This window comes from Demequina activiva, assembly GCF_016862815.1.
Classification (GTDB): Bacteria; Actinomycetota; Actinomycetes; order Actinomycetales; family Demequinaceae; genus Demequina; species Demequina activiva.
Genome location: NZ_BONR01000002.1, coordinates 180,127 through 202,430, shown reverse-complemented (window position 1 = coordinate 202,430; position 22,304 = coordinate 180,127). Strand labels below are relative to the sequence as shown.

24 protein-coding genes are annotated in these 22,304 nt (G+C 71.7%); 9 read left to right on the top strand and 15 right to left on the bottom strand.

Annotated elements, in window-relative coordinates:
• Positions 1-169: 169 nt before the first annotated feature.
• Positions 170-808 (bottom strand): uridine kinase family protein, encoded by a 639-nt coding sequence (locus Dac01nite_RS05730; protein ID WP_203654195.1) that lies wholly within the window; start codon positions 806-808, stop codon positions 170-172.
• Between the two features lie 22 nt (positions 809-830).
• Here Dac01nite_RS05730 and Dac01nite_RS05725 point away from each other — a divergent pair, with 22 nt between their 5' ends.
• On the top strand, positions 831-1,295 hold the full coding sequence (locus tag Dac01nite_RS05725) for a YbaK/EbsC family protein (protein ID WP_203654193.1): 465 nt from the start codon (positions 831-833) through the stop codon (positions 1,293-1,295).
• Here the strand turns inward: Dac01nite_RS05725 and menC are convergent.
• The 12 genes from menC to argC all read right to left on the bottom strand — a co-directional run bounded on the left by menC (position 1,292) and on the right by argC (position 13,309).
• Positions 1,292-2,428, bottom strand: coding sequence for an o-succinylbenzoate synthase (gene menC / locus Dac01nite_RS05720; protein WP_239066537.1), 1,137 nt, complete (start codon positions 2,426-2,428; stop codon positions 1,292-1,294). The genes Dac01nite_RS05725 and menC overlap by 4 nt on opposite strands.
• Complete coding sequence (locus tag Dac01nite_RS05715) at positions 2,425-3,243, bottom strand: hypothetical protein (protein ID WP_203654191.1); 819 nt, start codon at positions 3,241-3,243, stop codon at positions 2,425-2,427. Before Dac01nite_RS05715 ends, menC begins: the two co-directional genes overlap by 4 nt.
• Positions 3,240-4,385, bottom strand: coding sequence for a M20/M25/M40 family metallo-hydrolase (locus tag Dac01nite_RS05710; protein WP_239066536.1), 1,146 nt, complete (start codon positions 4,383-4,385; stop codon positions 3,240-3,242). The genes Dac01nite_RS05715 and Dac01nite_RS05710 overlap by 4 nt, the downstream gene beginning before the upstream one ends.
• Positions 4,386-4,397: 12 nt before the next feature.
• On the bottom strand, positions 4,398-4,706 hold the full coding sequence (locus tag Dac01nite_RS05705) for a putative quinol monooxygenase (protein ID WP_203654189.1): 309 nt from the start codon (positions 4,704-4,706) through the stop codon (positions 4,398-4,400).
• Positions 4,707-4,805: 99 nt separating this feature from the next.
• Entirely contained in the window at positions 4,806-6,254 is a 1,449-nt protein-coding gene (gene argH, locus Dac01nite_RS05700) for an argininosuccinate lyase (RefSeq protein ID WP_203654187.1), read from the bottom strand.
• Positions 6,255-6,256: 2 nt separating this feature from the next.
• Positions 6,257-7,459 carry an argininosuccinate synthase gene (locus Dac01nite_RS05695; RefSeq protein ID WP_203654184.1) on the bottom strand — a complete coding sequence of 401 codons (1,203 nt, stop codon included), beginning with the start codon at positions 7,457-7,459 and terminating at the stop codon, positions 6,257-6,259.
• 44 nt (positions 7,460-7,503) lie between these two features.
• Positions 7,504-7,995, bottom strand: coding sequence for an arginine repressor (argR, locus tag Dac01nite_RS05690; protein ID WP_203654182.1), 492 nt, complete (start codon positions 7,993-7,995; stop codon positions 7,504-7,506).
• On the bottom strand, positions 7,995-8,924 hold the full coding sequence (gene argF, locus Dac01nite_RS05685) for an ornithine carbamoyltransferase (protein ID WP_203654180.1): 930 nt from the start codon (positions 8,922-8,924) through the stop codon (positions 7,995-7,997). Before argF ends, argR begins: the two co-directional genes overlap by 1 nt.
• Complete coding sequence (locus Dac01nite_RS05680) at positions 8,924-10,177, bottom strand: acetylornithine transaminase (protein WP_203654178.1); 1,254 nt, start codon at positions 10,175-10,177, stop codon at positions 8,924-8,926. Before Dac01nite_RS05680 ends, argF begins: the two co-directional genes overlap by 1 nt.
• A complete protein-coding gene (gene argB / locus Dac01nite_RS05675; RefSeq protein WP_203654177.1) occupies positions 10,174-11,091 on the bottom strand; it encodes an acetylglutamate kinase in 918 nt (305 codons plus the stop codon). Before argB ends, Dac01nite_RS05680 begins: the two co-directional genes overlap by 4 nt.
• Positions 11,088-12,263 (bottom strand): bifunctional glutamate N-acetyltransferase/amino-acid acetyltransferase ArgJ, encoded by a 1,176-nt coding sequence (gene argJ / locus Dac01nite_RS05670; RefSeq protein ID WP_203654175.1) that lies wholly within the window; start codon positions 12,261-12,263, stop codon positions 11,088-11,090. The genes argB and argJ overlap by 4 nt, the downstream gene beginning before the upstream one ends.
• Positions 12,260-13,309: an N-acetyl-gamma-glutamyl-phosphate reductase gene (gene argC / locus Dac01nite_RS05665; protein ID WP_203654173.1), complete on the bottom strand. Its 1,050-nt coding sequence runs from the start codon at positions 13,307-13,309 to the stop codon at positions 12,260-12,262. Before argC ends, argJ begins: the two co-directional genes overlap by 4 nt.
• A gap of 81 nt (positions 13,310-13,390) precedes the next feature.
• On the opposite strand from argC, the gene Dac01nite_RS05660 reads away from it, so the two are divergent.
• Both Dac01nite_RS05660 and Dac01nite_RS05655 read left to right on the top strand, forming a co-directional pair.
• Positions 13,391-14,374: a quinone oxidoreductase family protein gene (locus Dac01nite_RS05660; protein ID WP_203654171.1), complete on the top strand. Its 984-nt coding sequence runs from the start codon at positions 13,391-13,393 to the stop codon at positions 14,372-14,374.
• 64 nt (positions 14,375-14,438) lie between these two features.
• Positions 14,439-14,942: a GNAT family N-acetyltransferase gene (locus Dac01nite_RS05655; RefSeq protein WP_203654169.1), complete on the top strand. Its 504-nt coding sequence runs from the start codon at positions 14,439-14,441 to the stop codon at positions 14,940-14,942.
• On the opposite strand, the gene Dac01nite_RS05650 is transcribed toward Dac01nite_RS05655, so the two are convergent.
• Positions 14,939-15,649, bottom strand: a complete 711-nt coding sequence (locus tag Dac01nite_RS05650; RefSeq protein WP_203654162.1) for a DUF8548 family protein — start codon at positions 15,647-15,649, stop codon at positions 14,939-14,941. The two genes, Dac01nite_RS05655 and Dac01nite_RS05650, sit on opposite strands and share 4 nt — an antisense overlap.
• Positions 15,650-15,752: 103 nt before the next feature.
• Between Dac01nite_RS05650 and Dac01nite_RS05645 the strand changes: the two genes are divergently transcribed.
• The 6 genes from Dac01nite_RS05645 to Dac01nite_RS05620 all read left to right on the top strand — a co-directional run bounded on the left by Dac01nite_RS05645 (position 15,753) and on the right by Dac01nite_RS05620 (position 21,146).
• On the top strand, positions 15,753-16,799 hold the full coding sequence (locus tag Dac01nite_RS05645; RefSeq protein WP_203654160.1) for an NAD-dependent epimerase/dehydratase family protein: 1,047 nt from the start codon (positions 15,753-15,755) through the stop codon (positions 16,797-16,799).
• 108 nt (positions 16,800-16,907) lie between these two features.
• The gene (locus Dac01nite_RS05640) at positions 16,908-17,669 is read left to right on the top strand and encodes a hypothetical protein (protein ID WP_203654152.1); all 762 of its coding nucleotides are present in this window, start codon (positions 16,908-16,910) and stop codon (positions 17,667-17,669) included.
• A gap of 59 nt (positions 17,670-17,728) precedes the next feature.
• Positions 17,729-18,784, top strand: coding sequence for an NAD-dependent epimerase/dehydratase family protein (locus Dac01nite_RS05635; protein WP_203654150.1), 1,056 nt, complete (start codon positions 17,729-17,731; stop codon positions 18,782-18,784).
• Positions 18,781-19,404 carry a TetR/AcrR family transcriptional regulator gene (locus tag Dac01nite_RS05630; RefSeq protein ID WP_203654142.1) on the top strand — a complete coding sequence of 208 codons (624 nt, stop codon included), beginning with the start codon at positions 18,781-18,783 and terminating at the stop codon, positions 19,402-19,404. The genes Dac01nite_RS05635 and Dac01nite_RS05630 overlap by 4 nt, the downstream gene beginning before the upstream one ends.
• Before the next feature lie 19 nt (positions 19,405-19,423).
• The gene (locus tag Dac01nite_RS05625) at positions 19,424-20,425 is read left to right on the top strand and encodes a zinc-binding alcohol dehydrogenase family protein (protein WP_203654140.1); all 1,002 of its coding nucleotides are present in this window, start codon (positions 19,424-19,426) and stop codon (positions 20,423-20,425) included.
• A gap of 49 nt (positions 20,426-20,474) precedes the next feature.
• On the top strand, positions 20,475-21,146 hold the full coding sequence (locus Dac01nite_RS05620) for a hypothetical protein (protein ID WP_203654138.1): 672 nt from the start codon (positions 20,475-20,477) through the stop codon (positions 21,144-21,146).
• A gap of 10 nt (positions 21,147-21,156) precedes the next feature.
• On the opposite strand, the gene tal is transcribed toward Dac01nite_RS05620, so the two are convergent.
• The gene (gene tal, locus Dac01nite_RS05615) at positions 21,157-22,281 is read right to left on the bottom strand and encodes a transaldolase (protein ID WP_203654136.1); all 1,125 of its coding nucleotides are present in this window, start codon (positions 22,279-22,281) and stop codon (positions 21,157-21,159) included.
• Positions 22,282-22,304 lie beyond the last annotated feature (23 nt).

Genomic DNA, 22,304 nt, shown 5'->3' with positions numbered 1-22,304 from the left:
GGCGCCATTGCCCCGCAACACGAGGAAGGTCGCTGGGCACGCGGAGCGGAATCGCGAGTCGGCGCTGAGGGGTGGACGTCTTACGAGGGGTCCAACCGACTCGCGGTGTCGCATGCCCAGCGACACCTACGACGCTAAGCGCGTGCATCTGAGAGACCTCTCAGAGACCTCACAGCGCGCCCGACGCGTCTGGGAGGACTCCGGTGCCGTCCACGACCACATCGGCCGCGCTGCGGGTGTCGTGCGCATCGAGCACCCGGGCCTCGACCGACTGCCACCGCTCCCACTCCTCGCGCATCGCCTCGCCGTCCCGTTCGATCCCGCGCCGCAGCCGCACGTCCGCGGGCGCCTCGACCCAGACGGTCAGCACCGCATGCGCACGCGCGCGGGGGCTCGCTACCCCTACGCCCTCGACGATGAGCACGGCGCGGGGCGGCACCGGTATCCGATGCGTGCGCTCGGACCGGTGCCAGTCCCACATGTGGAAGCCCGCATCGCGGCCCGCGGCGAGCGGTTCCAGGATCTGGTCCAGGAGCACCTCGTCGAGTGCGTCGAGACCGCCCCATCCCTCGTACATGTCGTCGGCGTGGAGGATCTGCACGGCCGCATCGTCCGCACGATCAGTCGCCGGGTCGAACGTCCCCGCGCCTGCGGAGGGCGCCCCTCCCAGCTCGACCGCCAGATGGTTCGCCACGGTGGTCTTCCCTGATCCGGCCGGACCGTCCACGAGGACCACGCGCGTGCGGGGCAGGCGAGGGGCCGATGCACGCACCGCTTGCGCGATCTGACTCACAGGGACGGCGCTCACGTGCCCAGGCTACGGTAGGGCCATGCACGCGAACGTCCAGAAGGTGAAGGCCATCCTCGACGAGGCAGGGCTGCATGGACGGGTGCGCGAGCTCAGCGAGGGCACGCACACCGCGGCCGAGGCTGCCGCGTTCCTTGGCTGCGAGGTCGGCGCCATCGCGAACTCTCTGATCTTCATGACCGAGCGTGGCCCCATCCTGGTGCTCACGTCGGGCTCGCACCGTGTGGACACCGACAAGCTCGCGTCCCGCATCGGCGTCGAGGCCGTCGGCCGCGCCACGCCGGACCAGGTGCGCGCCGCGACAGGACAGCCGATCGGGGGCGTCGCGCCCGTGGGGCACGTGACGTCCCTGCCCACCTACATCGACGTCGAGCTCGCCGAGCACGGCGAGCTGTGGGCGGCCGCCGGCATCCCGGCGAGCGTGTTCGAGATCTCCTACCAGGACCTGGTCGCGATCACAGGCGCGACCGAGGTCACGGTCGACTAGGAGGCTGCGACGTCCAGACGTCGCTCGCTCACGGTGAAGTCGGCCAGCGCATCGGCGTCTGGCTCCTCGCACAGCCCCGCGAACTCGGGCACGCGGATGTACCCGTCCTCGATCACGTACGGCGTGGTGAGGTCGCGATCGTAGAAGCGCGACGAGGCGGAGATGTCTCCCGGGAGCGTGAATCCCGGCAGACCCGCGAGGGCGGCATTGGCGCCCCGCGCCAGACCCGTCTCGAGCATGCCGCCGCACCACACGGCGACCCCGGCCGCCCGCGCGACCTCGTGGATGCGCCGCGCCTCGAGGTAGCCGCCCACGCGCGAGGGCTTGATGTTGATGACGGCGGCCGCGCCCATGGCGATGGCGTCCGCGGCGGAAGCGGCGGAGACCACGGACTCGTCGAGGCACATCGGCGTGGTCATCACCTGTGCGAGCGCGGCGTGCTGGCGGAGGTCGTGCTCCGCGAGGGGCTGCTCGATGAGGAGCAGCTCGAAGGCATCGAGGCGCCGCAGGTGAGCGGAGTCGACGAGCGTGTACGCAGCATTGGCGTCGACCTGGAGCGGCACGTCCGGGTGGGCCTCGCGTACCGCGCGGACCGGATCGACGTCCCAGCCGGGCTGGATCTTGAGCTTGATGCGCTGGTAGCCCTCCGCGAGGTAGCCGGCGACCACGTCCAGAAGCTGCGGGATCGAGTCCTGGATCCCCACGCTCACCCCGGAGGGCACGCGATCGCGCGTCACGCCCAGATACGTGGCGAACGGCGTGCCCGCGGCCTTGAGCTGCGCGTCGAGCACGGCGGCCTCGAGCGCGGCCTTCGCCATGCGGTGCCCCACCACGGGCTCGAGGTGCTCCCCGACGGTCTCCGCGGTCAGGCTGCCGTCGCGCTGAACCTGCGCCAGCCGCGGCAGCAGGAACCGCTCCGTGACGTCCATCGCGCCAGCGGCGTACTCCTCGGAGTAGACCGGCTCGGCGAGGGCGCCGCACTCGCCCCAGCCCGTGACCTCGCGACCGCCCATGCGGGCGGCGACCTCCACTGCGATGAGCGTGCGTGCGGTCTGTGTCGAGAAGGACGTGGTGAACGGCGCGACGAGAGGCATGCGCACCTCGCGCAGCGTGACGTGGTCGATCTGGATCATGGTCTCCCCAGCAGGTAGCGGTGGTCGTGGAATCCCTGGACGACGAGGCCGCGCTCGAGCAGCGGCGCCATCGCCCCGCGCACGGCACCGCGCCAGCGCGCGGCGAGGGTGGGGTCCGTGCGACGCAGAGCCTCGATGTCCGGTGGGACGGCGACGGTCAGGACGGCGGCGTCCGGACTGGCGACGTGCGGGTGCGGCGAGCCGTCGACGGCGGTGCCGAGGACGGCCGATGCGCGGTCGACGTCGGGCACGAGGTGCGCGGGGCGCGGCGGCGGCCACGGCGCGTCGAGGCGCCAGCTCGCGAGGAGCCGGTCGCTGCCCTGCCCGGCGTTGACGCCGTCGCTCATCTCGCCATAGAAGTCGACGAGGTACTCGGCGATGTCGACGCCCAGCCGCTCGAGGTTGAACGCGGCATTGCGCGACACGAGAGGATCGAAGGTCCAGGTGATGCGCGACAGCCCTCGCTCCAGGGCCCACGCGCGCTGATGGAGCTTCATCGCCACGCCGATGCCGCGCCGGCTGGTCCCGGGCAGGACGCCCGCCACGTGCGAGTGCAGGGCGTGGCCCAGGGGCTGGGAGAAGTAGCCGATGCAGACGCCCACCATCGTGTCGCCCTCGTACGCCCCGGCGACATACGCTCCCGAGTGCGACAGCGCCACCATCAGGGGCGGCTCGACGGCGGGCGCGCCCCAGATCGACGCGAGCAGCGCCGCAGCCGCCGCCACCTCTCCGGTCCCCAGATCGCGGACGGTGACCCCCGCATCGGCCGCCGCGGCGCTCGCATCCGTGCGTGCCTGGCGCTCGCTCGCGCTCATGCGTCGCCCAGGATGTCGCGGACGAGCAGCGCCAGCAGGGCCGTGCGGTGCGGCACGTGGGCCACCTCCACATGCTCGCTGTCGGCGTGCGCGCCGCCGCCGACGCCGCCGAGACCGTCCAGCGTCGGGACGCCCAGCGCTGCGGTGAAGTTGCCGTCCGACGCTCCGCCGACCGCGCACTCGTCGAGGCTGGCGATGCCCGCCGCGGCGGCGAGGCGGGTCGCGCGTGCGAACAGGTCACGCGCCTGTGCGTGCTCGAGCGGACGTCGGTTCACTCCCCCGCTGATGCTCACGCGAGCGCCGTCGAGCACCGGCGCCAGAGCGTGGATGCTCGCGTCGATGCGATCGAGCTCGGCGCCGGAGCGGGCGCGCACGTCGATGTCGAACGAGGCCTGCGCGGGAACGGTGTTGGACGTCGAGCCGATGCGGCCGCTGGTGGGCACCACGGTGGTGCCGTCGCCGGTGCCATCGAAGGCCGCGACGGCCTGCAGCTGGTGGGCGAGCTCGAGTCCCGCGTTGATGCCGGCCTCGGGCTCGAGTCCCGCGTGCGCGGCGCGGCCGTGCGTGGTCACCGTGTACATGCCCGTGCCCTTGCGCTCGGTCTTGAGCGCGCCGCCCGGGCCGGAGGCCTCGAGGACGAGCACCGCAGCGGCGTCCCGCGCCTCGTCCTCGAGCAGCGCACGCGACGTGAGGGAGCCGATCTCCTCGTCGCCCGTGACCAGGATCGTGACGCCGGCGAGAGCATCGGCGCCCTCACGCTCGGCGAGCACGGCGCACGCGTGGACCGCCTGGACCAGCCCGATGGCCATGTCGAAGCAGCCCGGTCCGGTCAGGACGCCGTCCCGGATGGCGCACGGGTGGGTCGCGAGCGAGCCGTGGGGCCAGACGGTGTCGTGGTGGCCCAGGAGCAGCACGCGTGTGGGACCTCCCAGTCGCCAGCGCAGGTGCGTGACGCCGTCGATCACCAGGCGCTCAGGCTCGGCCGGCAGGCCCGCACCAGCCAGACGCGCGCCCAGCACCTGCGTGACGAGCTCGGCGCTGCGGGCGATGGCGGCGTGATCGTCGGAGGGCGACTCGCACTCGATGATGCGGGTCACGTCCTCCAGCATCGCTGGCAGGCGGGCGGAGACGGCGTCGATCACCCCGCCATCGTGTCAGATCCGTTGTGTCCCGGGTGTTTCCGGCGCCGGCAGCGGCACGGTCTCGACCTGCGAGTCGAAGCCGGCGATCACCGGGCGGGCGCGCGCGATCGCCTCCCGGACCGCCGGCAGCGACAGGGACGCCTGGTGCGCCTCGCGGGAACGCCAGCTCTCGGTCACCCAGACGAGATCGGGGTCGTTCGCGTCCGCGGCGATCAGGTAGACCTCGTTGCCGGGCATGCCGACGCTGCGGGAGGCGAGTGCAGCCATGAGGGTGTCGCGGTCGCCCGCGGTGGCGCGGATCGCTCCGATGAGTCCGTACATGGCCGTTCCTTGTCTGTTTCCGACCGCCAGGAGACACGTCGCGCTCATCTTCGACACTCACGGACCGCTAGCGCGCTCAGGCGGAGGTGGGGTGGGGCGCTAGGAGGCCGCGCCGGCCCACGGGCGGAAGTGCTTGACGCGGGCGCGAGCGGCCTTGCCCTGCTCGATTACACGCGCCGGAGCGGTGCCTCCCACGCCGTCGCGCGCCGCGAGGGATCCCTCGACCGTCAGGACCTCGAGCACGCCCGTGTCGAGCTGCGGGTGGATCTCCCCCAGCTCGTCGGCGGTGAGCTCGTGCAGCTCCTTGCCGCGCTTCTCGCACAGGCGCACGCACGCTCCTGCGACCTCGTGCGCGTCGCGGAAGGGCACGCCCTTCTTCACGAGCCACTCGGCGATGTCCGTCGCGAGCGAGAAGCCGGCGGGCGCGAGCTCCGCCATCCGCTCCGCCTGGAGCACCAGCGTGCGGACCATCCCGGCGAAGGCAGGCAGCAGCACCTCGAGCGTCTCCACGGCGTCGAAGGCGGGCTCGTGCACCTCCTGAGTGTCGCGGTTGTACGCCAGCGGCAGGCCCTTGAGGGTCGCCAACAACCCCGTGAGATCGCCGATGAGCCGGCCGGCCTTGCCGCGCGCGAGCTCCGCGATGTCCGGGTTCTTCTTCTGCGGCATGATGCTCGAGCCGGTCGAGTACGCGTCGTCGAGGCCGGCGAAGCCGAACTCCACGGTGGCCCACGCGATGACCTCCTCCGCGATGCGCGACAGGTCCACGCCCAGCATCGCGGTGACCCACAGGAACTCCGCCACGACATCGCGCGACGCGGTCGCATCGATCGAGTTCTCCATGGGGCCCACGAAGCCGAGCTCGTCCGCGACGCCCTGGGGGTCCAGCCCCAGCGTGGATCCCGCCAAGGCCCCCGCGCCGTACGGCGAGAACGCGGCGCGCGCGTCCCAGTCCGTGAGGCGCTCGACGTCGCGCAGCAGCGGCCAGGCGTGAGCCAGCAGGTGGTGGCCGATGGTCACCGGCTGAGCGTGCTGGAAATGCGTCCGGCCCGGCATGGGCGCGTCGATGTGGCGGTCCGCCTGCTGCAGCAGCGCGTCGACCACGTCGAGCGTGAGGGACGCGATGAGGCGAGCGTGGCGACGCAGATACATGCGGGACAGCGTGGCGATCTGATCGTTGCGCGAGCGGCCCGCGCGCAGCTTGCCGCCCACGTCCGCGCCGATGCGCTCGATGAGGATCCGCTCGAGGGCGCCGTGGACGTCCTCGTCGGACTCCGCCGGGCCCAGCCGGCCCGCAGCGACATCCTCGCGCATCGAGGTGAGGCCGTCGACCATGGTCGAGGTCTCCTGGTCCGTCAGCAGCCCGGCACGCTGGAGCGCGCGGGCGTGGGCGATCGAGCCGCGCAGGTCGTCGTCGGCGTAGCGCCAGTCGAAGTGCGTGGACTTGGACAGCTTCGCCAGCGCATCGGCAGGGCCGTCGGCGAACCGACCGCCCCACAGGGCACCCTCCACCGTGGCGCCGTGCTGACTGCCGGACTGCTGATCGGACATGACTATCCCTTCAGGCGCGCCTCGCGCGCGGCGGCCTGCTTGGCGGCGAGGCCGTAGATCTCGATGAACCCGCGGGCGGCCGACTGGTCGAACGCGTCGCCCTCATCGTAGGTCGCCAGGTTGAAGTCGTAGAGGCCGGTGTCCGAGCGACGGCCGGTGACCGTGGCACGGCCGCCGTGCAGCACCATGCGAACGTCCCCGTTCACGTGCTCCTGGGTGTCCTGGATGAACACGTCGAGCGACCTCTTCAGCGGCGACGACCACATGCCGTCGTAGACCAGCTCGCCCCACTTCTGCTCGACGCCGCGCTTGAAGCGGGCCTGCTCGCGCTCGAGGGTGACGTTCTCGAGCTCGCGGTGCGCCTCGATGAGCGCGATCGCGCCGGGAGCCTCGTAGACCTCGCGCGACTTGATGCCCACGAGCCGGTCCTCGACGATGTCGATGCGGCCGATGCCGTGCGCGCCGGCACGCTTGTTGAGCTGCTCGATCGCCTGCAGCGGCGTGACGGCCTCGCCGTCGATCGCGACGGGGATGCCACGCTTGAACGTGATGATGACCTCGTCCGGAACGGGCGGGAACGCAGGATCGTCGGTGTAGTTGTAGACGTCCTTGGTGGGAGCGTTCCAGATGTCCTCCAGGAAGCCCGTCTCGATGGCGCGTCCCCACACGTTCTGGTCGATTGAGAACGGGTTGGACTTGGTGGTCTCGATGGGCAGCTGGTGGCGGCCCGCGTACTCGATGGCCTTGTCGCGCGTGAGCGCGAGGTCGCGCACCGGAGCGATGCACTTGAGGTCAGGGGCGATCGAGGTGATGCCGACCTCGAAGCGCACCTGGTCGTTGCCCTTGCCGGTGCAGCCGTGGGAGACCGTGGTCGCGCCGAACTCGCGCGCGGCGGCCACCAGGTGCTTGACGATCACGGGACGCGACAGCCCGCTCACCAGCGGGTACTTGTCCTGATAGAGGCCGTTCGCCTGGAGCGCCGGCATGCAGTACTCCTCCGCGAACTCGTCGCGCGCATCGGCCACGTAGGCCTCGACCGCGCCACAGTCGAGCGCTCGCTGGCGGATCACCTCGAGGTCTTCGCCGCCCTGGCCGACGTCCACGGCGACCGCGATCACCTCGGCGCCGGTCGCATCGGCGATCCAGCCGATCGCCACCGATGTGTCCAAGCCGCCCGAGTACGCGAGCACTACCCGATCTGTCATTGCGTATCTTCCTTCGCTTCGTTGGTGCTGAGGGTCGTTCGTGGTCACTGGTGCGCGCCGCCGGCGGCGCGATCCAGGAACTTCTGTGCGAGGCGCATCCCGCCCTCGGGGTCGCGGCTGATGATCATCAGCGTGTCGTCACCGGCGACGGTGCCCACGATCTCGGGGTCGTCGTGACCGTCGATCGCGCTCGCGAGGTACTGCGCTGCGCCTGAGGGGGTGCGGATCACGGCCAGGTTCGCCGAGCCGTCCGCGCTGAACAGGAGCTCGCCGCACAGGCGCGTCAGGCGCTGGTCGGTGTCCTCCCCCGCGGACATGGTCTCCGCCGTGGCGTAGACGTGCCCACCGGTGACGCCGCGGACCTTGACGGCGCCCACGTCCACCAGGTCGCGCGAGAGCGTGGCCTGGGTGACGGTGATGCCCTGCGCCTCGAGGCGCACCGCGAGCTCGCCCTGCGAGTGGATGGGCTCCGCCTCGATCAGGCGCCGGATGAGCGCCTGGCGGGCGGCCTTGGTGGCGGGGATGGTGTGAGCCATCATCGCTCCGCCAGCCAAGTCAGCAGCGCCTTCTGCGCATGCAGGCGGTACTCGGCCTCGAGCCACACGAGCGACTGATCGCCGTCGAGGACCGATGCGGTGATCTCCTTGCCGCGGTACGCCGGGAGGCAGTGCAGCACATGGGCGCCGGGGGCGGCCAGCTCGAGCGTCCTGGCGTTGATCTGGAACGCGGTGAAGGCGTGGGAGCGCTCGTCGCCCTCGGCCTCATCGCCCATGGACACCCAGGTGTCCGTGGCGACCACGTCCGCGCCGGTGACGGCCTCGTCGTGGCTGTGCGAGATCAGGACGCTGCCGCCGGTGCCGGCTGCGATCTCCTCCGCGCGCGCGACCACGGCCGCGTCCGGCGCGTAGCCCTCGGGAGAGCCGATGCGCACATGCATGCCGGCGGTCGCTCCCCCCAGGAGGTAGGAGTGCGCCATGTTGTTCGCGCCGTCGCCCACGTAGGCAAGGTCGAGACCGGCGAGGGCGCCCACCGAGCCGCGCGCGTCGGCCACGGCGGCGAGGTCGGCGAGGATCTGGCACGGGTGGAACTCGTCCGTGAGGGCGTTGACCACGGGCACCGACGAGTGCGCCGCCATCTCCTCGATGCAGTCCTGGCCGAAGGTGCGCCACACGATCGCGCTCACCTGACGCTCGAGCACCCGCGCGGTGTCCGCGACGGACTCCCCGCGTCCCAGCTGAGAGGTCTGCGCGTCGATCACCACGGGGTAGCCGCCCAGCTCCGCGACGCCCACGGAGAAGGACAGGCGCGTCCGAGTCGACGGCTTGTCGAAGATCACGGCGACGGCCTTGGGGCCCACGAACGGCTGAACCTTGTAGCGGTCCACACGCAGCTGGAGCGCGAGCTCCAGGATCTCGCGCTGCTCCTCAGGCGTGACGTCGTCGTCGCGCAGGAAGTGTCGCACCATCACCGGTCTCCGTCATCGGTCAGGGGGTGAGCGGCCAGGTGGCCCTCGATCCACGTCAGGAAGGTGTCCGCCTCCGCGGTCGTGAGCGTCAGCGCGGGCACGAGGCGCAGCGTGTCCGGGCTGGGAGGGTTGACGATGAACCCGGCCTTGACCGCGGCCTGGGCGATCTCGGCCGATGCGGGGGCGGCCAGGCCGATGCCGAGCAGCAGACCCTCGCCGCGCACCTCGACCACGCCGTCCATGGCCTCGAGCCGCTCGCGCAGATGCGTGCCCACGGACTTGACGTTGGCGATGAGGTCCTCGTCCTCGATCACGCGCAGCGTCGCGAGCGCGGCTGCGGCTGCGAGGGGGTTGCCGCCGAAGGTCGTGCCGTGCTCGCCCTTGCCGAGCATCGAGCCCGGCCCCTCGCCGAACGCGACGAGGGCGCCCACCGGGAAGCCGCCGCCCAGGCCCTTCGCGAGCGTCATGACGTCGGGCTGGACGCCGTGCAGCTGGTGCGCGAACCACGCGCCGGTGCGCGCGACGCCCGTCTGGACCTCGTCGAAGATCAGCAGCGCCTCATGACGGCGGGTGAGCTCCCTCGCCAGCGCGAGGTACGCGTGCGTCAGGGGGATCACGCCGGCCTCGCCCTGGATGGGCTCGACGATGATCGCGGACAGGTCCGCGGCGTGCTCCGCGACGGCCGCGCGCAACGCGTCCTCGTCGTTGACGGGCACGAACACCACGTCGCCCATGAGCGGCGCGAACGGAGCCCGGTACGCCTCCTTGTGCGTGAGCGCGAGGGCGCCCGTCGAGCGGCCGTGGAAGCTGCCCTCCAGCGCGATGATGGTGCCCTTGCCAGTCTTGCGCGCCATCTTGATCGCGGCCTCGTTGGCCTCGGTGCCGGAGTTGGCGAAGAACACGCGCGAGCCGGACGGCGCGTGCGCGAGGTCCAGCAGCCTCTCCGCGAGCGCGATCTGCGGCTCGGTGGCGAAGAAGTTCGAGGTGTGCGACAGCGTCGCGGCCTGCGTCGCGATCGCCTCGACCCATGCGGGGTGGCCGTGGCCCAGCGCGTTGACGGCGATGCCGCCCAGCAGGTCGAGGTAGCGGTTGCCGTCCGCGTCCCACACGTACGAGCCCTCTCCCCTGGCCAGCACGCGCATCGGCACCCCGAAGGTGCCCATGAGGGCGTGAGAGTAGCGCTGGAGGTCGACGGCGCCCTTCTCCAGTCCCGCCTCGCCGTGCTCGCTCGGGCCGTGTCCCGGCGCGCTCATGCCCACAGGTCCACGTCGTCGGGGCGCACCATGGTGCCGGAGCCGGAGCTCGTGAAGATCTCGGTGAGGATCGAGTGCGGGTCGCGCCCGTCGATGATGTGCGCCTGGGGCACGCCGCCGCGCACCGCACGCAGGCACGCCTCCATCTTGGGCACCATGCCCGACGCGAGCGACGGGAGCAGCTTCTCGACATCGGTGGCGTGGATGCGGCGCACCAGCGAGTTCCTGTCGGGCCAGTTCGCGTACAGTCCCTCGACGTCCGTGAGCATGATGAGCTTGCGCGCCCGCAGCGCCACCGCGATCGCGGCGGCGGCGGTGTCCGCATTGACGTTCAGCACCGTCGTGGGATCGTCCATGTCGGGCGCCACGGTGCTGACCACGGGGATGCGGCCGGCGCCGATGATGTCCTCGATCGCGGCGGGGTTGACCTTGATGACGTCGCCCACGAGGCCCACGTCCACCTGCTTGCCGTCGATCGTGGCGTGGCGGCGCTTGGCCTGCAGGAGGCCGGCGTCCTCGCCCGACAGCCCCACGCCGAGCGGGCCGTGGTCGTTGATGAGGCCCACCAGCTCGCGCGACACGGAGCCGGTGAGGACCATCCGGACCACGTCCATCGCCTCAGGGGTCGTGACGCGCAGACCGCCCTTGAACTCGGACTCGATGCCGAGCTTGCCGAGCATCTCGGAGATCTGCGGGCCGCCGCCGTGCACCACCACGGGCGACAGGCCGAGCAGTCGCAGGTGGACGATGTCCTGGGCGAACGCGGCCTTGAGCGTGTCGTCGATCATGGCGTTGCCGCCGTACTTGATGACGACGGTCGCGCCCTTGAAGGACTCGATCCAGGGCATGGCGTCGATGAGGACGCCCACCTTCTGCTGGGCGGTGAGGTCGGGAGTGTCGATGTCGTGGCTCATGAGGAGTATGCGCTGTTCTCGTGGACGTAGTCGTGGGTGAGGTCGTTGGTCCAGACCGTGGCGGAGGCGTCGCCGGCCTTGAGGTCGACCACCACCTGCACCTCGCGGCCGGTGAGGTCGACCAGGTCGCGGTCGTCGCCGACTCCGGCGTTGCGGCACACCTGGATGCCGTTGACGGAGACGTCGATGGTGGTCGCGTCGTACGGGGCGACGTGCTCGGGGACCGTGCCCGCGGCGGAGATGATGCGGCCCCAGTTGGGGTCGTTGCCGAAGATCGCGGTCTTGAAGAGGTTGGAGCGCGTGATCGCACGCGCCACGGCCTCTGCCGCCGCCTCCGAGGTCGCCCGCTCGACGGTGACCGCGATGTCGTGGGCGGCGCCCTCGGCGTCCGCGACCAGCTGGCGGGACAGGTCCGCGAGCACGGTCGTGAGCTCGGCCTCGAAGGCGCTCGCCTCGGGCTGAGCGCCGCTCGCGCCGCTGGCCATGAGCAGGACCGTGTCATTGGTGGACATGCAGCCGTCGGAGTCGACGCGGTTGAGGGTCTGCGCGACGGCCGATGCGAGGGCCGCCTTGGCGGTCGCGGCGTCGACCTGGGCGTCGGTGGTCACGACGCACAGCATCGTGGCCATGCCTGGCGCGAGCATGCCCGCCCCCTTGGCCATCCCGCCCACGACCCAGCCGTCGCGTCCGGCGACGGCCTTCTTGGGGGTCGAGTCCGTGGTCATGATGCCCTCTGCTGCGGCGTCGCCGCCGTCGGGCGCGAGACCTGCGATGGCGGCATCGGCGCCATCGAGGAGCGTGTCCATGGGAAGGCGCACGCCGATCAGCCCCGTCGAGCACACGGCGACGTCGCCAGGAGCGACGTCGCGGCCCGTCGCCTGCAGGGCGTGGGCGACGTGCTCGGCGGTGCGGTGGGTGTCCGCGAAGCCCTCGGGGCCCGTGCAGGCGTTCGCGCCGCCGGAGTTGAGGATGACGGCGTCGACGCGGCCGTCGGAGGCCACCTCGCGGGACCATGTCACGGGAGCGGCCTCGATGCGGTTGGTGGTGAAGACGCCGGCGGCGACCTTCGACGGCCCGTCGTTGACCACGACGGTGACGTCCTTGGCGCCGGTGGACTTGATGCCCGCGGCGACACCGGCGGCGACGAAGCCCTGGGCAGCGGTGACGCTCATGGCGCGACTCCCAGCGTCTGGAGGCCGGTGGTCTCCGGCAGGCCGAGCGCGAGGTTCATCGACTGCAGTGCTGCGCCGGCGGTGCCCTTGACGAGGTTGTCGATCGCGCTGATGACCACCACCCGACCGGCCTTCTGGTCGACGGTGACCTGCACCAGGCAGGTGTTGGCGCCCAGGGTCGCGGCGGTGGTGGGCCACTGGCCCTCCGGGAGCAGGTGGACGAACGGCTCGTCCGCGTAGGCCCTCTCCCAGGCGGCACGCACCTCGTCCGCGCTCACGCCGGAGGCGAGCGGCGCGGTCACGGTCGCGAGGATGCCCCGCGCCATCGGCACGAGGGTGGGCGTGAAGCTGAGACGGATGTCCTCTCCGCCGGCGGAGGTGAGGTTCTGGACGATCTCCGGGATGTGCCGGTGCACGCCGCCCACGCCGTACGGGCTTGCGGCGCCCAGTCCCTCGGAGGCCAGCAGGTTGGTCGCGAGCTTCTTGCCCGCTCCCGAGTAGCCGTTGGCGAGCACGGCGACGATGTCCGTGGGATCCACGACGCCGGCGGCGATCCCAGGCTGGAGCGCCAGCGTCACTGCGGTCACGTTGCACCCGGGCACCGCGATCCGCGTGGTGCCGGGGAGGTTGTCGCGCTGGTGGCCGTCGCCGGTGATGAGCTCCGGCATGCCGTAGGGCCACGTACCCGAGTGCTCGCCCCCGTAGTACTCCGCCCAGGCCTCCGCGCTCGCCAGGCGGTGGTCCGCGCCGCAGTCGATGACGAGCGTCTCCGGCGGCAGCTGGGCCGCGATCTGCCCCGACGTCCCGTGCGGGAGCGCGAGCACCACCACGTCGTGGCCGGCGAGGTTCTCCGGAGACGTCTCCACGATGGTGCGATCCGCGAGGGTGCGCAAGTGAGGCTGGTGCAGTCCCAGAGCGTCGCCCGCGGTCGAGTGCGCCGCGAGCGCGCCGAAGTCGACATCGGGATGCTCGCTGAACACGCGGAGCACCTCACCCCCCACGTATCCGGACGCGCCAGAGACTGCCACTGAGATTGCCATGTGCATAACTATACATGGGTTTGAATGGTCAGCGACGGCCGGCGCCGAGCGCTGGAGCGCGCGGCGGCGGCGTGCCACGATGAGGAGATGAAGGCCATCGCCGCCGAGCATCCAGGCGAGCCGCAGGTCATGACCCTGCAGGAGGTGCCCTCCGCCTCGCCCGCCGCGGATGAGGTGCTGGTCGACGTGGCCGCGTGCGGCGTCAACTACATCGACACCTATCAGCGCTCGGGCGTCTACTCCGTCGACTTCCCGTTCACGCCGGGCCTCGAGGGAGCGGGCGTGGTCGCGTCCGTCGGCACCCAGGTCGACTGGGCGGCGCCCGGCGACCGCGTCGCGTGGGCCTCGACCTCACGCTCCTATGCCCAGCAGGTGCGGCTGCGCCGCTCGGACGCCTACCAGGTGCCCGAGGGTGTGGGCCTCGACGTCGCGGCGGCCGTGATGCTCCAGGGACTCACCGCCCACTACCTCTCGGCCTCCTCGTTCCCGCTGCACGGCGGCCACACCGCCCTGGTGCACGCGGGAGCCGGCGGCGTGGGGCTGCTGCTCACCCAGCTCGCGGTGGCTCGCGGCGCCCGCGTGATCACCACCGTCTCCGGCGACCGCAAGGAGGAGCTGTCGCGAGCCACCGGCGCGACCGAGGTGATCCGCTACGAGCGGTTCCGCGACATCGCGACGGAGCTGCCGGGCGCCATCAGGGCGCTCACCGACGGCAGTGGCGTGGACGTGGTCTACGACGGCGTGGGCGCCTCGACCTTCGACGGCTCGCTCGCCTCCCTGGCGGTGCGCGGAACGATGGTGCTGTTCGGCGGCGCCTCCGGGCAGGTTCCCGCGTTCAGTCTGCAGCGCCTCAACAGCGGCGGCTCGCTGTCGATCACGAGACCGTCGCTGGGCCACTTCCTGCGCACCGACGAGGAGCGCGCGTGGCGCGCGGGCGACCTGTTCTCCGGAATCGCCGCGGGAGATCTCGACGTGCGCATCGGCGAGACCTTCTCGTTGTCGCAGGCGTCGCACGCGCACGAGGCTCTCGAGGGCCGCCGCACCACCGGAAAGGTCCTGCTGCTGCCCTGATCACGACATCCCGTCGTCGCCGTTCGGACACACGCCGGTGACACGATCACGGCACAATGGCGCCATGCAGAACCTCAGGCTCCGTGTGATGCGTGACTCCGACCTCGACCAGGTGCTGGTGCTCAACACCGCCGCCGTGCCCGCCGTCAACGACTTGAGCAAGGACGAGCTGGTCGAGCTGCTGGAGTGGTGCGACGTCGCGCTGGTCGCGACCAACCGGGACGGCGCGGTGATCGCCTTCCTGCTCAGTCTCGGCAGCGGCCAGCCGTACCAGTCCGAGAACTACCGCTGGTTCGAGTCCCGCGGCGTGCGCCACCAGTACATCGACCGCATCGTGGTGGGTGAGAGCGCTCGCGGCACCGGCGTGGGCCGGGCCATGTACGAGTCCGTCTTCGAGCGGGCCCGCGAGCGCGGCGCGAGCGAGGTGACGGCCGAGGTCAACACGCGACCGCTCAACGCACGCTCGATCGCCTTCCACGAGCACCTGGGGTTCCGGCAGCTCGGAGAGCAGGAGACCAAGGGAGGTCAGGTGCGCGTCGCGCTCCTGACCCGTCCCGTCGACGGCTAGGCGGACTCGGACCGCAGGTCCGCCACCACCGTCTGCGGCACGTACTCCTGGCCGTCCGAGACGGGCACGCTCGACAGCCGCCACAGCGCGTACAGCAGCACCCGCGGCTCGACCGTGAGCCGTCTCGCCGTCGCGCGCAGCAGCGGCAACACGTCATCGTCCGCGACGGCGTCGCCGTCATCGCCCAGCAGCGCGCGCACGTGGGCGACCACCACCGCGCCCGGCCTGTGCTCGGCCTGCATCATCGTGGAGATCGCCTCGCTGCTGACCCCACCGAGCCCACGCACGCGCCGCAACGCCTCGTCGATCGCCGTCGCGTCCCCCGCGACGGCGTCGCGATACTGCCGAGCGCTGCGCACGCCCTCGCCGACGAGCTGCTGCGCGGCATCGGCGATCACGGCCGCCCTCAGCCGTGTCACGCCGAGCACACGGCTCGACCCCCAGGCGGCGCCGAGCATCTCGCTGAGGTCGTCGACCGGCACCTCGGCCAACGCGGACAGGTCGTCGAGCATGCGACCGGGTCGCGCCATCATGTAGGACGCGGCGACCTCCTCCGCAGTCGACTGCGGCAGCTGCGCAGCGAACACGCCAGCGATCACCGCGAGCTCGGCCTGCTGCGGGTACCCCCATGGCGCGCTCTCCCGCCACCCCGCAGGAAGTCCATCCCTCAACGCGCGCTGCAGCGCGACCGCCCACTCGTCCCTCATGCGGCCCACGGTAGTGCTGGCGGCAGCGGCTCGGAAGGGCGTGACCGACATCAGTCCGGTTCATCCCAGATGTCCCGCGAGAACCGGGCCGTAGGCTCGAGGCATGGACATCCTCATCGTCGGCGGCACCGGTCTGATCTCCTCCGAGCTCGCGGCGCTCGCACACGAGCGCGGAGACTCCCTGACCCTCGTCAACCGCGGCCGGTCGCCGGTGGCCGCGCCGCCCGCCGGCGCCCGTGTGATCCACGCGGATGCCACGGACGCCGCGGCGCTGCGAGCGACGCTGCACGGGATGCGCCTGCGCCGAGAGCGCTTCGACGCTGTGGTGCAGTTCGTCGCGTTCGGGCCCGACCACGTGAGCGCCGACGTCGAGACCTTCGCTCCGCTCACGCAGCAGTACGTGCTGATCGCCACGGGCGCGTCCTACCGCACCCCTGACCGCCTGGACCCGCTCACGGAGGACACCGCCCAGGACAACCCGCACTGGGAGTACGCCCGGCTCAAGCAGGCAGCCGAGGAGGCCCTGCGCACCGCGGCGCCCGCCGCGGGCCTCGGGTTCACGATCGTGCGCCCGGCGCACACCTACGGGCCGTCCAAGATCCCCGCGTTCACCGGCAACTCCCGCCACCCCTGGACCATCGTGGATCGCATGCGCCGGGGAGCGGACATCGTGATCCCCGGGGACGGCACCGCGCTGTGGACCATCACGCACGCTCGCGATGTCGCCGCGGGCATCCTGGGGCTGGTGGGCAACGACGAGGCCCTGGGACGGGCGGTGCACATCACCGGCGACGAGGCGCTGACCTGGAACGGCCTCTACGGCGCCATCGCGACCGCGGCCGGAATCGACCCAGAGGCATTCGCGGCCCAGCGCGTGTGCGTGCCCTCCGATGCGCTGGTCGCGGCGGCGCCAGATCAGGCAGGGTCGATCTACGGCGACAAGATGCACCCCGCCGTGTACGACACCTCCCTCATCAAGGCGCTGGTGCCCGGCTGGGAGGCGCGCATCGCCTTCGAGGACGGCATGGCAGAGGCCATCGCATGGTTCGAGGCCGACACGGCGCGCCAGACCATCGACGCCGATGCGAACGCGATGGCCGACCGCCTCGCCGCGATCTATCGCGCCGCGCTGGAGCAGGCGCGCGCCTGACGAAACCCGCGCATCGGACGTCCGGGTTCACGAACGGGGCAAAGAGGACTAGCGTGAGCCTCAAGGAACCGGTCCCGCCGGTGTCCCGGCACTACGGGGGTGATGCCGATGCCACGGGTGACGCAGCGCGTGCGTGCGGTGGCGCTCGCCGCCGCGGTGGTGGCGCTCGCCGCAGGCTGCATCCCCAGCGGCCCCGATACGACGGACCCTTCCCCGTGGACCGCGACGCCGTCGGTGACCGGCTCCCCCGAGCCGTCGACGCCCCCGCCCGTTCCGACCTCCGCGTCCACCCCGGTGCCAGGTCCGTCGGCGCCGGCGACGCCAGCCCCGACCGGGAGCGCGGCCGCGCTCGACTGCCCGCAGTACGACGACGGGCTCGACGTGTCGTACGTGGCCCTCGACAGCCATCGCTTCGCCTCGGTCTGCACCGGCATGACCTTCGAGGAGGCCTCCTCCGCACTTCCGGGCGTCGAGATCTCCGGCGAGGCTCAGTGCCCGTGGGTCGGCGCGATCGTCGACGCGGATCCGCTCTACATCCAGGCCATCACCGACCCCGAGGACCCGCTGGGCGGCATTCGCCTGTTCCGCATGCTGTACATCGGCGACCCTGCGACCGCGCCGCCGCACGAGGTGCCGGCGACGGCTGAGGGCGTGTCGATCGGCTCCGCGCGCGCGGATGTCGCGGCGGCCTACCCGATGGCCGCGCCAGTGGTGCAGGAGGACCCCTCGCGAGGGATGCGCGACCAGCTCGTGGTCGAGGAGGCGCCAGGCCACTGGTACGTGTTCGACCTCGTGGGCGACGTGGTCGCCGAGGTCACCTGGGGTCGCGGTCTGGACGGCGGCATCGCCGGCGAGCTGTGCGCGCTGTGACCGCTGCGCTCGCGGCGTAACCTGGGACCGTCCCTCCCCACCATCGTCAGGAGTCGCCCGTGCGCGTGCTGTTCATCGGAGGCACCGGCCTCATCTCTTCCGCCTGCTCCCCGCTGGCCGTCGAGCGAGGCATGGACCTCACCCTCGTCAACCGCGGCACGTCCATCAAGGGCACGGTGCCGGACGGCGCCCGAGCGATCCACGCGGACGTGCACGACACCGCGGCGCTGCGCGAGGCGCTGCGGGAGGATGTCGCGGCGCACGGCGAGTACGACGCGGTGGTCCAGTGGATCGGCTTCTCCCCCGAGCACGTCGCCCAGGACATCGAGACGTTCTCCGGCCTCACCCGGCAGTACGTGTTCATCTCCTCCGCGAGCGCCTACGAGACCCCGCCGACGAACTACGTGGTGCGCGAGGACACCACGCCGCTGTCGAACCCGTACTGGCAGTACAGCCGCGACAAGGCGGAGTGCGAGCGGCTGCTGCGCGAGGCCGGCGCCGAGCGGGACTTCCCCTTCACCATCGTGCGCCCGTCGCACACGTACGGCTACTCCGACATCATCTTCGGGATCACCTCGTGGGCCCAGCCCTGGACCATCGCGGACCGCCTCCGAGCGGGACGGCCGGTGCTGGTCCACGGCGACGGGACATCGCTGTGGACGGTCACGGACCACCGGGACTTCGCGGTGGGCCTGGTGGGACTGCTGGGCAATCCAGCCGCGCTGGGCGAGGACTTCCACATCACCAGCGACGACGTCCTGGCCTGGAACCAGATCCACGGTCACGTCGCGGACGCCTTGGGCGTCTCGCGCGACGCGCTCGAGGAGCAGACGGTGCACGTCCCCACGGAGACGCTGATCCGCTTCGACCGCGAGGCATTCGAGGGACCGCTCAAGGGCGACAAGATGAACGCGGCCATCTTCGACACCGCGAAGCTGCGCGCCGCGGTCCCCGACTTCGGCACCCGCCACTGGTTCCGCGACTCGATCCACGAGTCCGTGGCATGGTTCGAGGCGGACGAGGCACGACGCGGCATCGACCACGACGCGAACGCCCTGTGGGACCGCGTCGCGGACCAGTACACGCGCGCCGTCGACGGGATCTTCGCGCCGTGAGACTGGGACGGTCGCGGCGCCGCGAGGACGGCGGCGTCAGCCTCGACGCCGTCCTCGACGCCGCCGTGGCCGTGCTGTCGCGCGAGCCCGGGGCACCGCTCGAGCGCATCGCCGCCCGAGCGGGCACGGACCCTCGGCAGGTGCGGGCGCTCTATCCGAGCCGGCAGGCGCTGGTGGATGCCACCGTCATGCGCGGCGCCCGGCGGATCGCTCACGCGGCGGTGATCGAGGACGGCGGCCCCGCCGAGCAGATCGGACTGCTGGTCGCACGCATCTGGGAGGACCAGGCCCCCGTGGCACCCTTCACGGCCATGTGGATGCGCTCGCATCTGCGGGCGGAGGTGGAGGGTGCGCTGGAGCCGGTGCGCGCGCTGCTCGCGGATGCCATCGGACGCGGTGCGGGCCCGGGCGGGCTGCGCGCAGACCTACCCGCATCCTCGGTCGCGTGGCTGGTCGAGCACGCGGTCCTCACCTGCCTCACGGGCGTCGCCGACGGCGCCGTGGCGGCGGACACGGGACGCAGGCTGGCGATCACCCACGCCCTCGCCGCCGCCGGACTGTCCTGGGACCACGCCGGCGATGTCGCCACCGCCGTCGAGCACCGCGTCGCCGGCGCCTGAACACACGGAGGAGACCGCCATGCGTGCCATCGCCGCCTACGAGCCGCTTCCCATCGACGATCCCGCGTCGCTGCGCGACGTCGACGTCCCTGAGCCGGAGCCACGCCCCACGGATGTGGTGATCCGCGTCGAGGCGGTGTCCGTGAACCCCGTCGACGTCAAGAAGCGCGCCGGCGGATACGGCCGCAGCCAGACGGACTCCGAGCCGCGCGTCCTGGGCTACGACGGCGCTGGCACCGTGGTGTCCGCGGGTCCCGAGGTCGAGGGTCTCGAGCCAGGCGACGAGGTGTGGTGGTCCGGCGACGCCACGCGCGCCGGCTCCAACGCGGACCTGCAGGCCGTGGACCATCGCATCGTGGCGCTCAAGCCCTCGTCGGTGGGCTTCGCGGACGCGGCATCGCTGCCGCTGACCGCGCTCACGGCCTGGGAGACGATGTTCGATCACCTGCGTCTCAACCGCGAGGACTCCGGGACGCTGCTGATCGTGGGCGGTGCGGGAGGAGTGGGGTCCGTCCTCACGCAGCTCGCCTCACGCCTGACGGCGCTGCGGGTCATCGCCACCGCCTCCCGCGACGAGTCGCGGGACTGGTGCCTGCGCATGGGAGCCGATGCGGTGGCTGACCATCGCGACCTTCTCGCCTCGGCACGCCAACTGGCTCCGCACGGCCTCGAGTACGTCTTCTCCTCCTACACCCCGGGCAACATCGGTGCGTACGCGTCGCTGCTGAAGCCGTTCGGCCACGTCGTCTCGATCGACGGGACGGACGAGTCGCTGCTGCCGCTGTTCGCGAAGTCCGCCACGATCCACTGGGAGTACATGTTCGCGAGGGCCCGCTACGACGCGTGGGACATCGCCGAGCAGCGGCGCATCCTCGACGCCGTCGCGGACCTCGTCGATCGGGGCGAGATCACCACGACCGCGACCGAGCGCATCGATGACTTCTCCGCCGCCGGACTGCGCGAGGCGCACCGCCTGGTCGAGAGCGGCTCGATGATCGGCAAGGTCGTGGTCCACCGCTGACCCGGCATCGCTCTTGGGGCCTGCGCGCATCTCTGGAACACTCGACGCCATGCGCGCGAACCTCCTGACCGCCACGCTGATCGCTGCCGCCCTGCTCGTGGCGTGCTCGGCTCCCGATCCCGCGCCGCCGTCGCCCTCCACCACGGGGTCACCGACGCCGGGCGCATCGGCCGATGCCCCGACGGGCGCCACGAGCGCGGCGTCCGCCTCCCCCGACGCGACCAGCGACGCTCAGCCCGATCCGATCGAGGCCGGCATCGACCCCTACTGCGGTCCGGCCCAGGACGGCTACGTCGCGATGGGCGAGCTGCTGGACGCGACCGATCGCAAGTCCGCCGAGACGGGCGTCGAGGACGACGGGGGCGACGTCGCAGCCATGAACGCCGCGGGCGAGGAGATCCTCGCGGCGAGCGCGCGGGTGCGCGCGGAGTGGACGCAGGCACGGGCACTGCTCGAGTCCGACGGCTCCCCCGTGACGGAGGGCTACTCCGCTCAGGAGGCGGGCGAGGGGTTCCAGCACGTGCTCGACCATCTGGACGCGTGGGTCGACCCGGAGGCGCGCATCGCGGCCGAGTCGTCCTCGATCGCCCAGTACGACGCCGGGGTGCTCGCACTGCTCGCGGACGAGCGGGCGATCGACGCCGCCGCCAGCGGCGGCGAGGGTCTCAGCGTGGTCCTGGGCTACACGATCGAACGCTGCGGGGACCTGCCCGCGGTGTGACCGCTGGCGCTCAGGCGCCCATCTGCTCCCGGACGCGATCGAGCAGCTCCTCCCAGGAGTCGGCGAACTTCTGGATGCCCTCGTCCTCGAGCTGCGCGGTGACGTCTGCGAGGTCCACGCCGGCGGACTCGAGGCGCTCGAACGCCGATCGCGCCTCGTCGTACGTGCCGCGCACCGTGTCCCAGTCCTCGGGGTCGGACGGCACCTGGCCGTGGTCCGCGAACGCGTCGATGGTGCCCTGCGGCATGGTGTTGACGGTGCCCGCTGTCACGAGCTCGTCGACGTACATGGTGTCCGGGTAGGCATCGTCCTTGACGGACGTCGACGCCCACAGCGGCCGCTGCGGGTGCGCGCCGGCGGACGCGAGGCGCTGCCAGCGCTCGGACGCGAGCACCTGCTCGTGGTGCTCGAAGGCGAGCCGAGCGTTCGCGATCGCCGCGGTGCCGCGCACACCAGAGCCCACGCCCCCGGCGTCGAGACGCTTGTCGACCTCCGCGTCCACACGCGACACGAAGAAGGACGCGACGGAGCCGATGCGCGACAGGTCGTGTCCCGCGGCGTGCGCGGCCTCCAGCCCGTCCAGGAACGCGTCGACCACCTCGGCGTAGCGCTCGAGGGAGAAGATGAGGGTGACGTTGACCGAGATGCCCTCCACCAGCGCTTGGGTGATCGCCGGCAGTCCCTCACGCGTGCCGGGGATCTTCACCATCGCGTTGGGGCGGTCCACCAGCCACCACAGCTGACGGGCCTCCGCGATCGTCGCCCCGGTGTCACGCGCGAAACGCGGGTCCACCTCGATCGACACGCGCCCGTCGACGCCGTCGGTGCGGTCGTAGACGGGTCGCAGCACGTCGCAGGCCTCGCGCACGTCCGCTGTGGTGATCATGCGCACGGCCTCGTCGACCTCCACGCCCCGCGCCGCGAGATCGCCGATCTGCGCGTCGTACTGGTCCGATCCGGACACGGCGGCGGCGAAGATCGACGGGTTCGTGGTGACGCCCACGATCGAGCTGTCCTCGATGTCCTGAGCGAGCGAGCCGCTGCGCAGACGCTCGCGGGAGAGGTCGTCGAGCCAGATCGACACTCCGGCCTCGGACAGTGCTGCCAGCGGCTGGGTCTGAGTGGTGGCGGTCATGGCGTGCTCCTTCGCTCGGCGTC

Excerpts from the sequence above, each read along its gene's own strand:
- Dac01nite_RS05640 (WP_203654152.1), top strand. The coding sequence starts at position 16,908 with ATGCCACGGGTGACGCAGCGCGTGCGTGCGGTGGCGCTCGCCGCCGCG.
- argJ (WP_203654175.1), bottom strand. The coding sequence starts at position 12,263 with ATGAGCGTCACCGCTGCCCAGGGCTTCGTCGCCGCCGGTGTCGCCGCG.
- argC (WP_203654173.1), bottom strand. The coding sequence starts at position 13,309 with ATGCACATGGCAATCTCAGTGGCAGTCTCTGGCGCGTCCGGATACGTG.
- argF (WP_203654180.1), bottom strand. The coding sequence starts at position 8,924 with ATGGTGCGACACTTCCTGCGCGACGACGACGTCACGCCTGAGGAGCAG.
- argB (WP_203654177.1), bottom strand. The coding sequence starts at position 11,091 with ATGAGCCACGACATCGACACTCCCGACCTCACCGCCCAGCAGAAGGTG.
- Dac01nite_RS05715 (WP_203654191.1), bottom strand. The coding sequence starts at position 3,243 with ATGAGCGCGAGCGAGCGCCAGGCACGCACGGATGCGAGCGCCGCGGCG.
- menC (WP_239066537.1), bottom strand. The coding sequence starts at position 2,428 with ATGATCCAGATCGACCACGTCACGCTGCGCGAGGTGCGCATGCCTCTC.
- argR (WP_203654182.1), bottom strand. The coding sequence starts at position 7,995 with ATGGCTCACACCATCCCCGCCACCAAGGCCGCCCGCCAGGCGCTCATC.
- Dac01nite_RS05620 (WP_203654138.1), top strand. The coding sequence starts at position 20,475 with ATGCGCGCGAACCTCCTGACCGCCACGCTGATCGCTGCCGCCCTGCTC.
- Dac01nite_RS05625 (WP_203654140.1), top strand. The coding sequence starts at position 19,424 with ATGCGTGCCATCGCCGCCTACGAGCCGCTTCCCATCGACGATCCCGCG.
- Dac01nite_RS05725 (WP_203654193.1), top strand. The coding sequence starts at position 831 with ATGCACGCGAACGTCCAGAAGGTGAAGGCCATCCTCGACGAGGCAGGG.
- argH (WP_203654187.1), bottom strand. The coding sequence starts at position 6,254 with ATGTCCGATCAGCAGTCCGGCAGTCAGCACGGCGCCACGGTGGAGGGT.
- Dac01nite_RS05650 (WP_203654162.1), bottom strand. The coding sequence starts at position 15,649 with ATGAGGGACGAGTGGGCGGTCGCGCTGCAGCGCGCGTTGAGGGATGGA.
- Dac01nite_RS05680 (WP_203654178.1), bottom strand. The coding sequence starts at position 10,177 with ATGAGCGCGCCGGGACACGGCCCGAGCGAGCACGGCGAGGCGGGACTG.
- Dac01nite_RS05705 (WP_203654189.1), bottom strand. The coding sequence starts at position 4,706 with ATGTACGGACTCATCGGAGCGATCCGCGCCACCGCGGGCGACCGCGAC.
- tal (WP_203654136.1), bottom strand. The coding sequence starts at position 22,281 with ATGACCGCCACCACTCAGACCCAGCCGCTGGCAGCACTGTCCGAGGCC.
- Dac01nite_RS05655 (WP_203654169.1), top strand. The coding sequence starts at position 14,439 with ATGCAGAACCTCAGGCTCCGTGTGATGCGTGACTCCGACCTCGACCAG.
- Dac01nite_RS05645 (WP_203654160.1), top strand. The coding sequence starts at position 15,753 with ATGGACATCCTCATCGTCGGCGGCACCGGTCTGATCTCCTCCGAGCTC.
- Dac01nite_RS05660 (WP_203654171.1), top strand. The coding sequence starts at position 13,391 with ATGAAGGCCATCGCCGCCGAGCATCCAGGCGAGCCGCAGGTCATGACC.
- Dac01nite_RS05695 (WP_203654184.1), bottom strand. The coding sequence starts at position 7,459 with ATGACAGATCGGGTAGTGCTCGCGTACTCGGGCGGCTTGGACACATCG.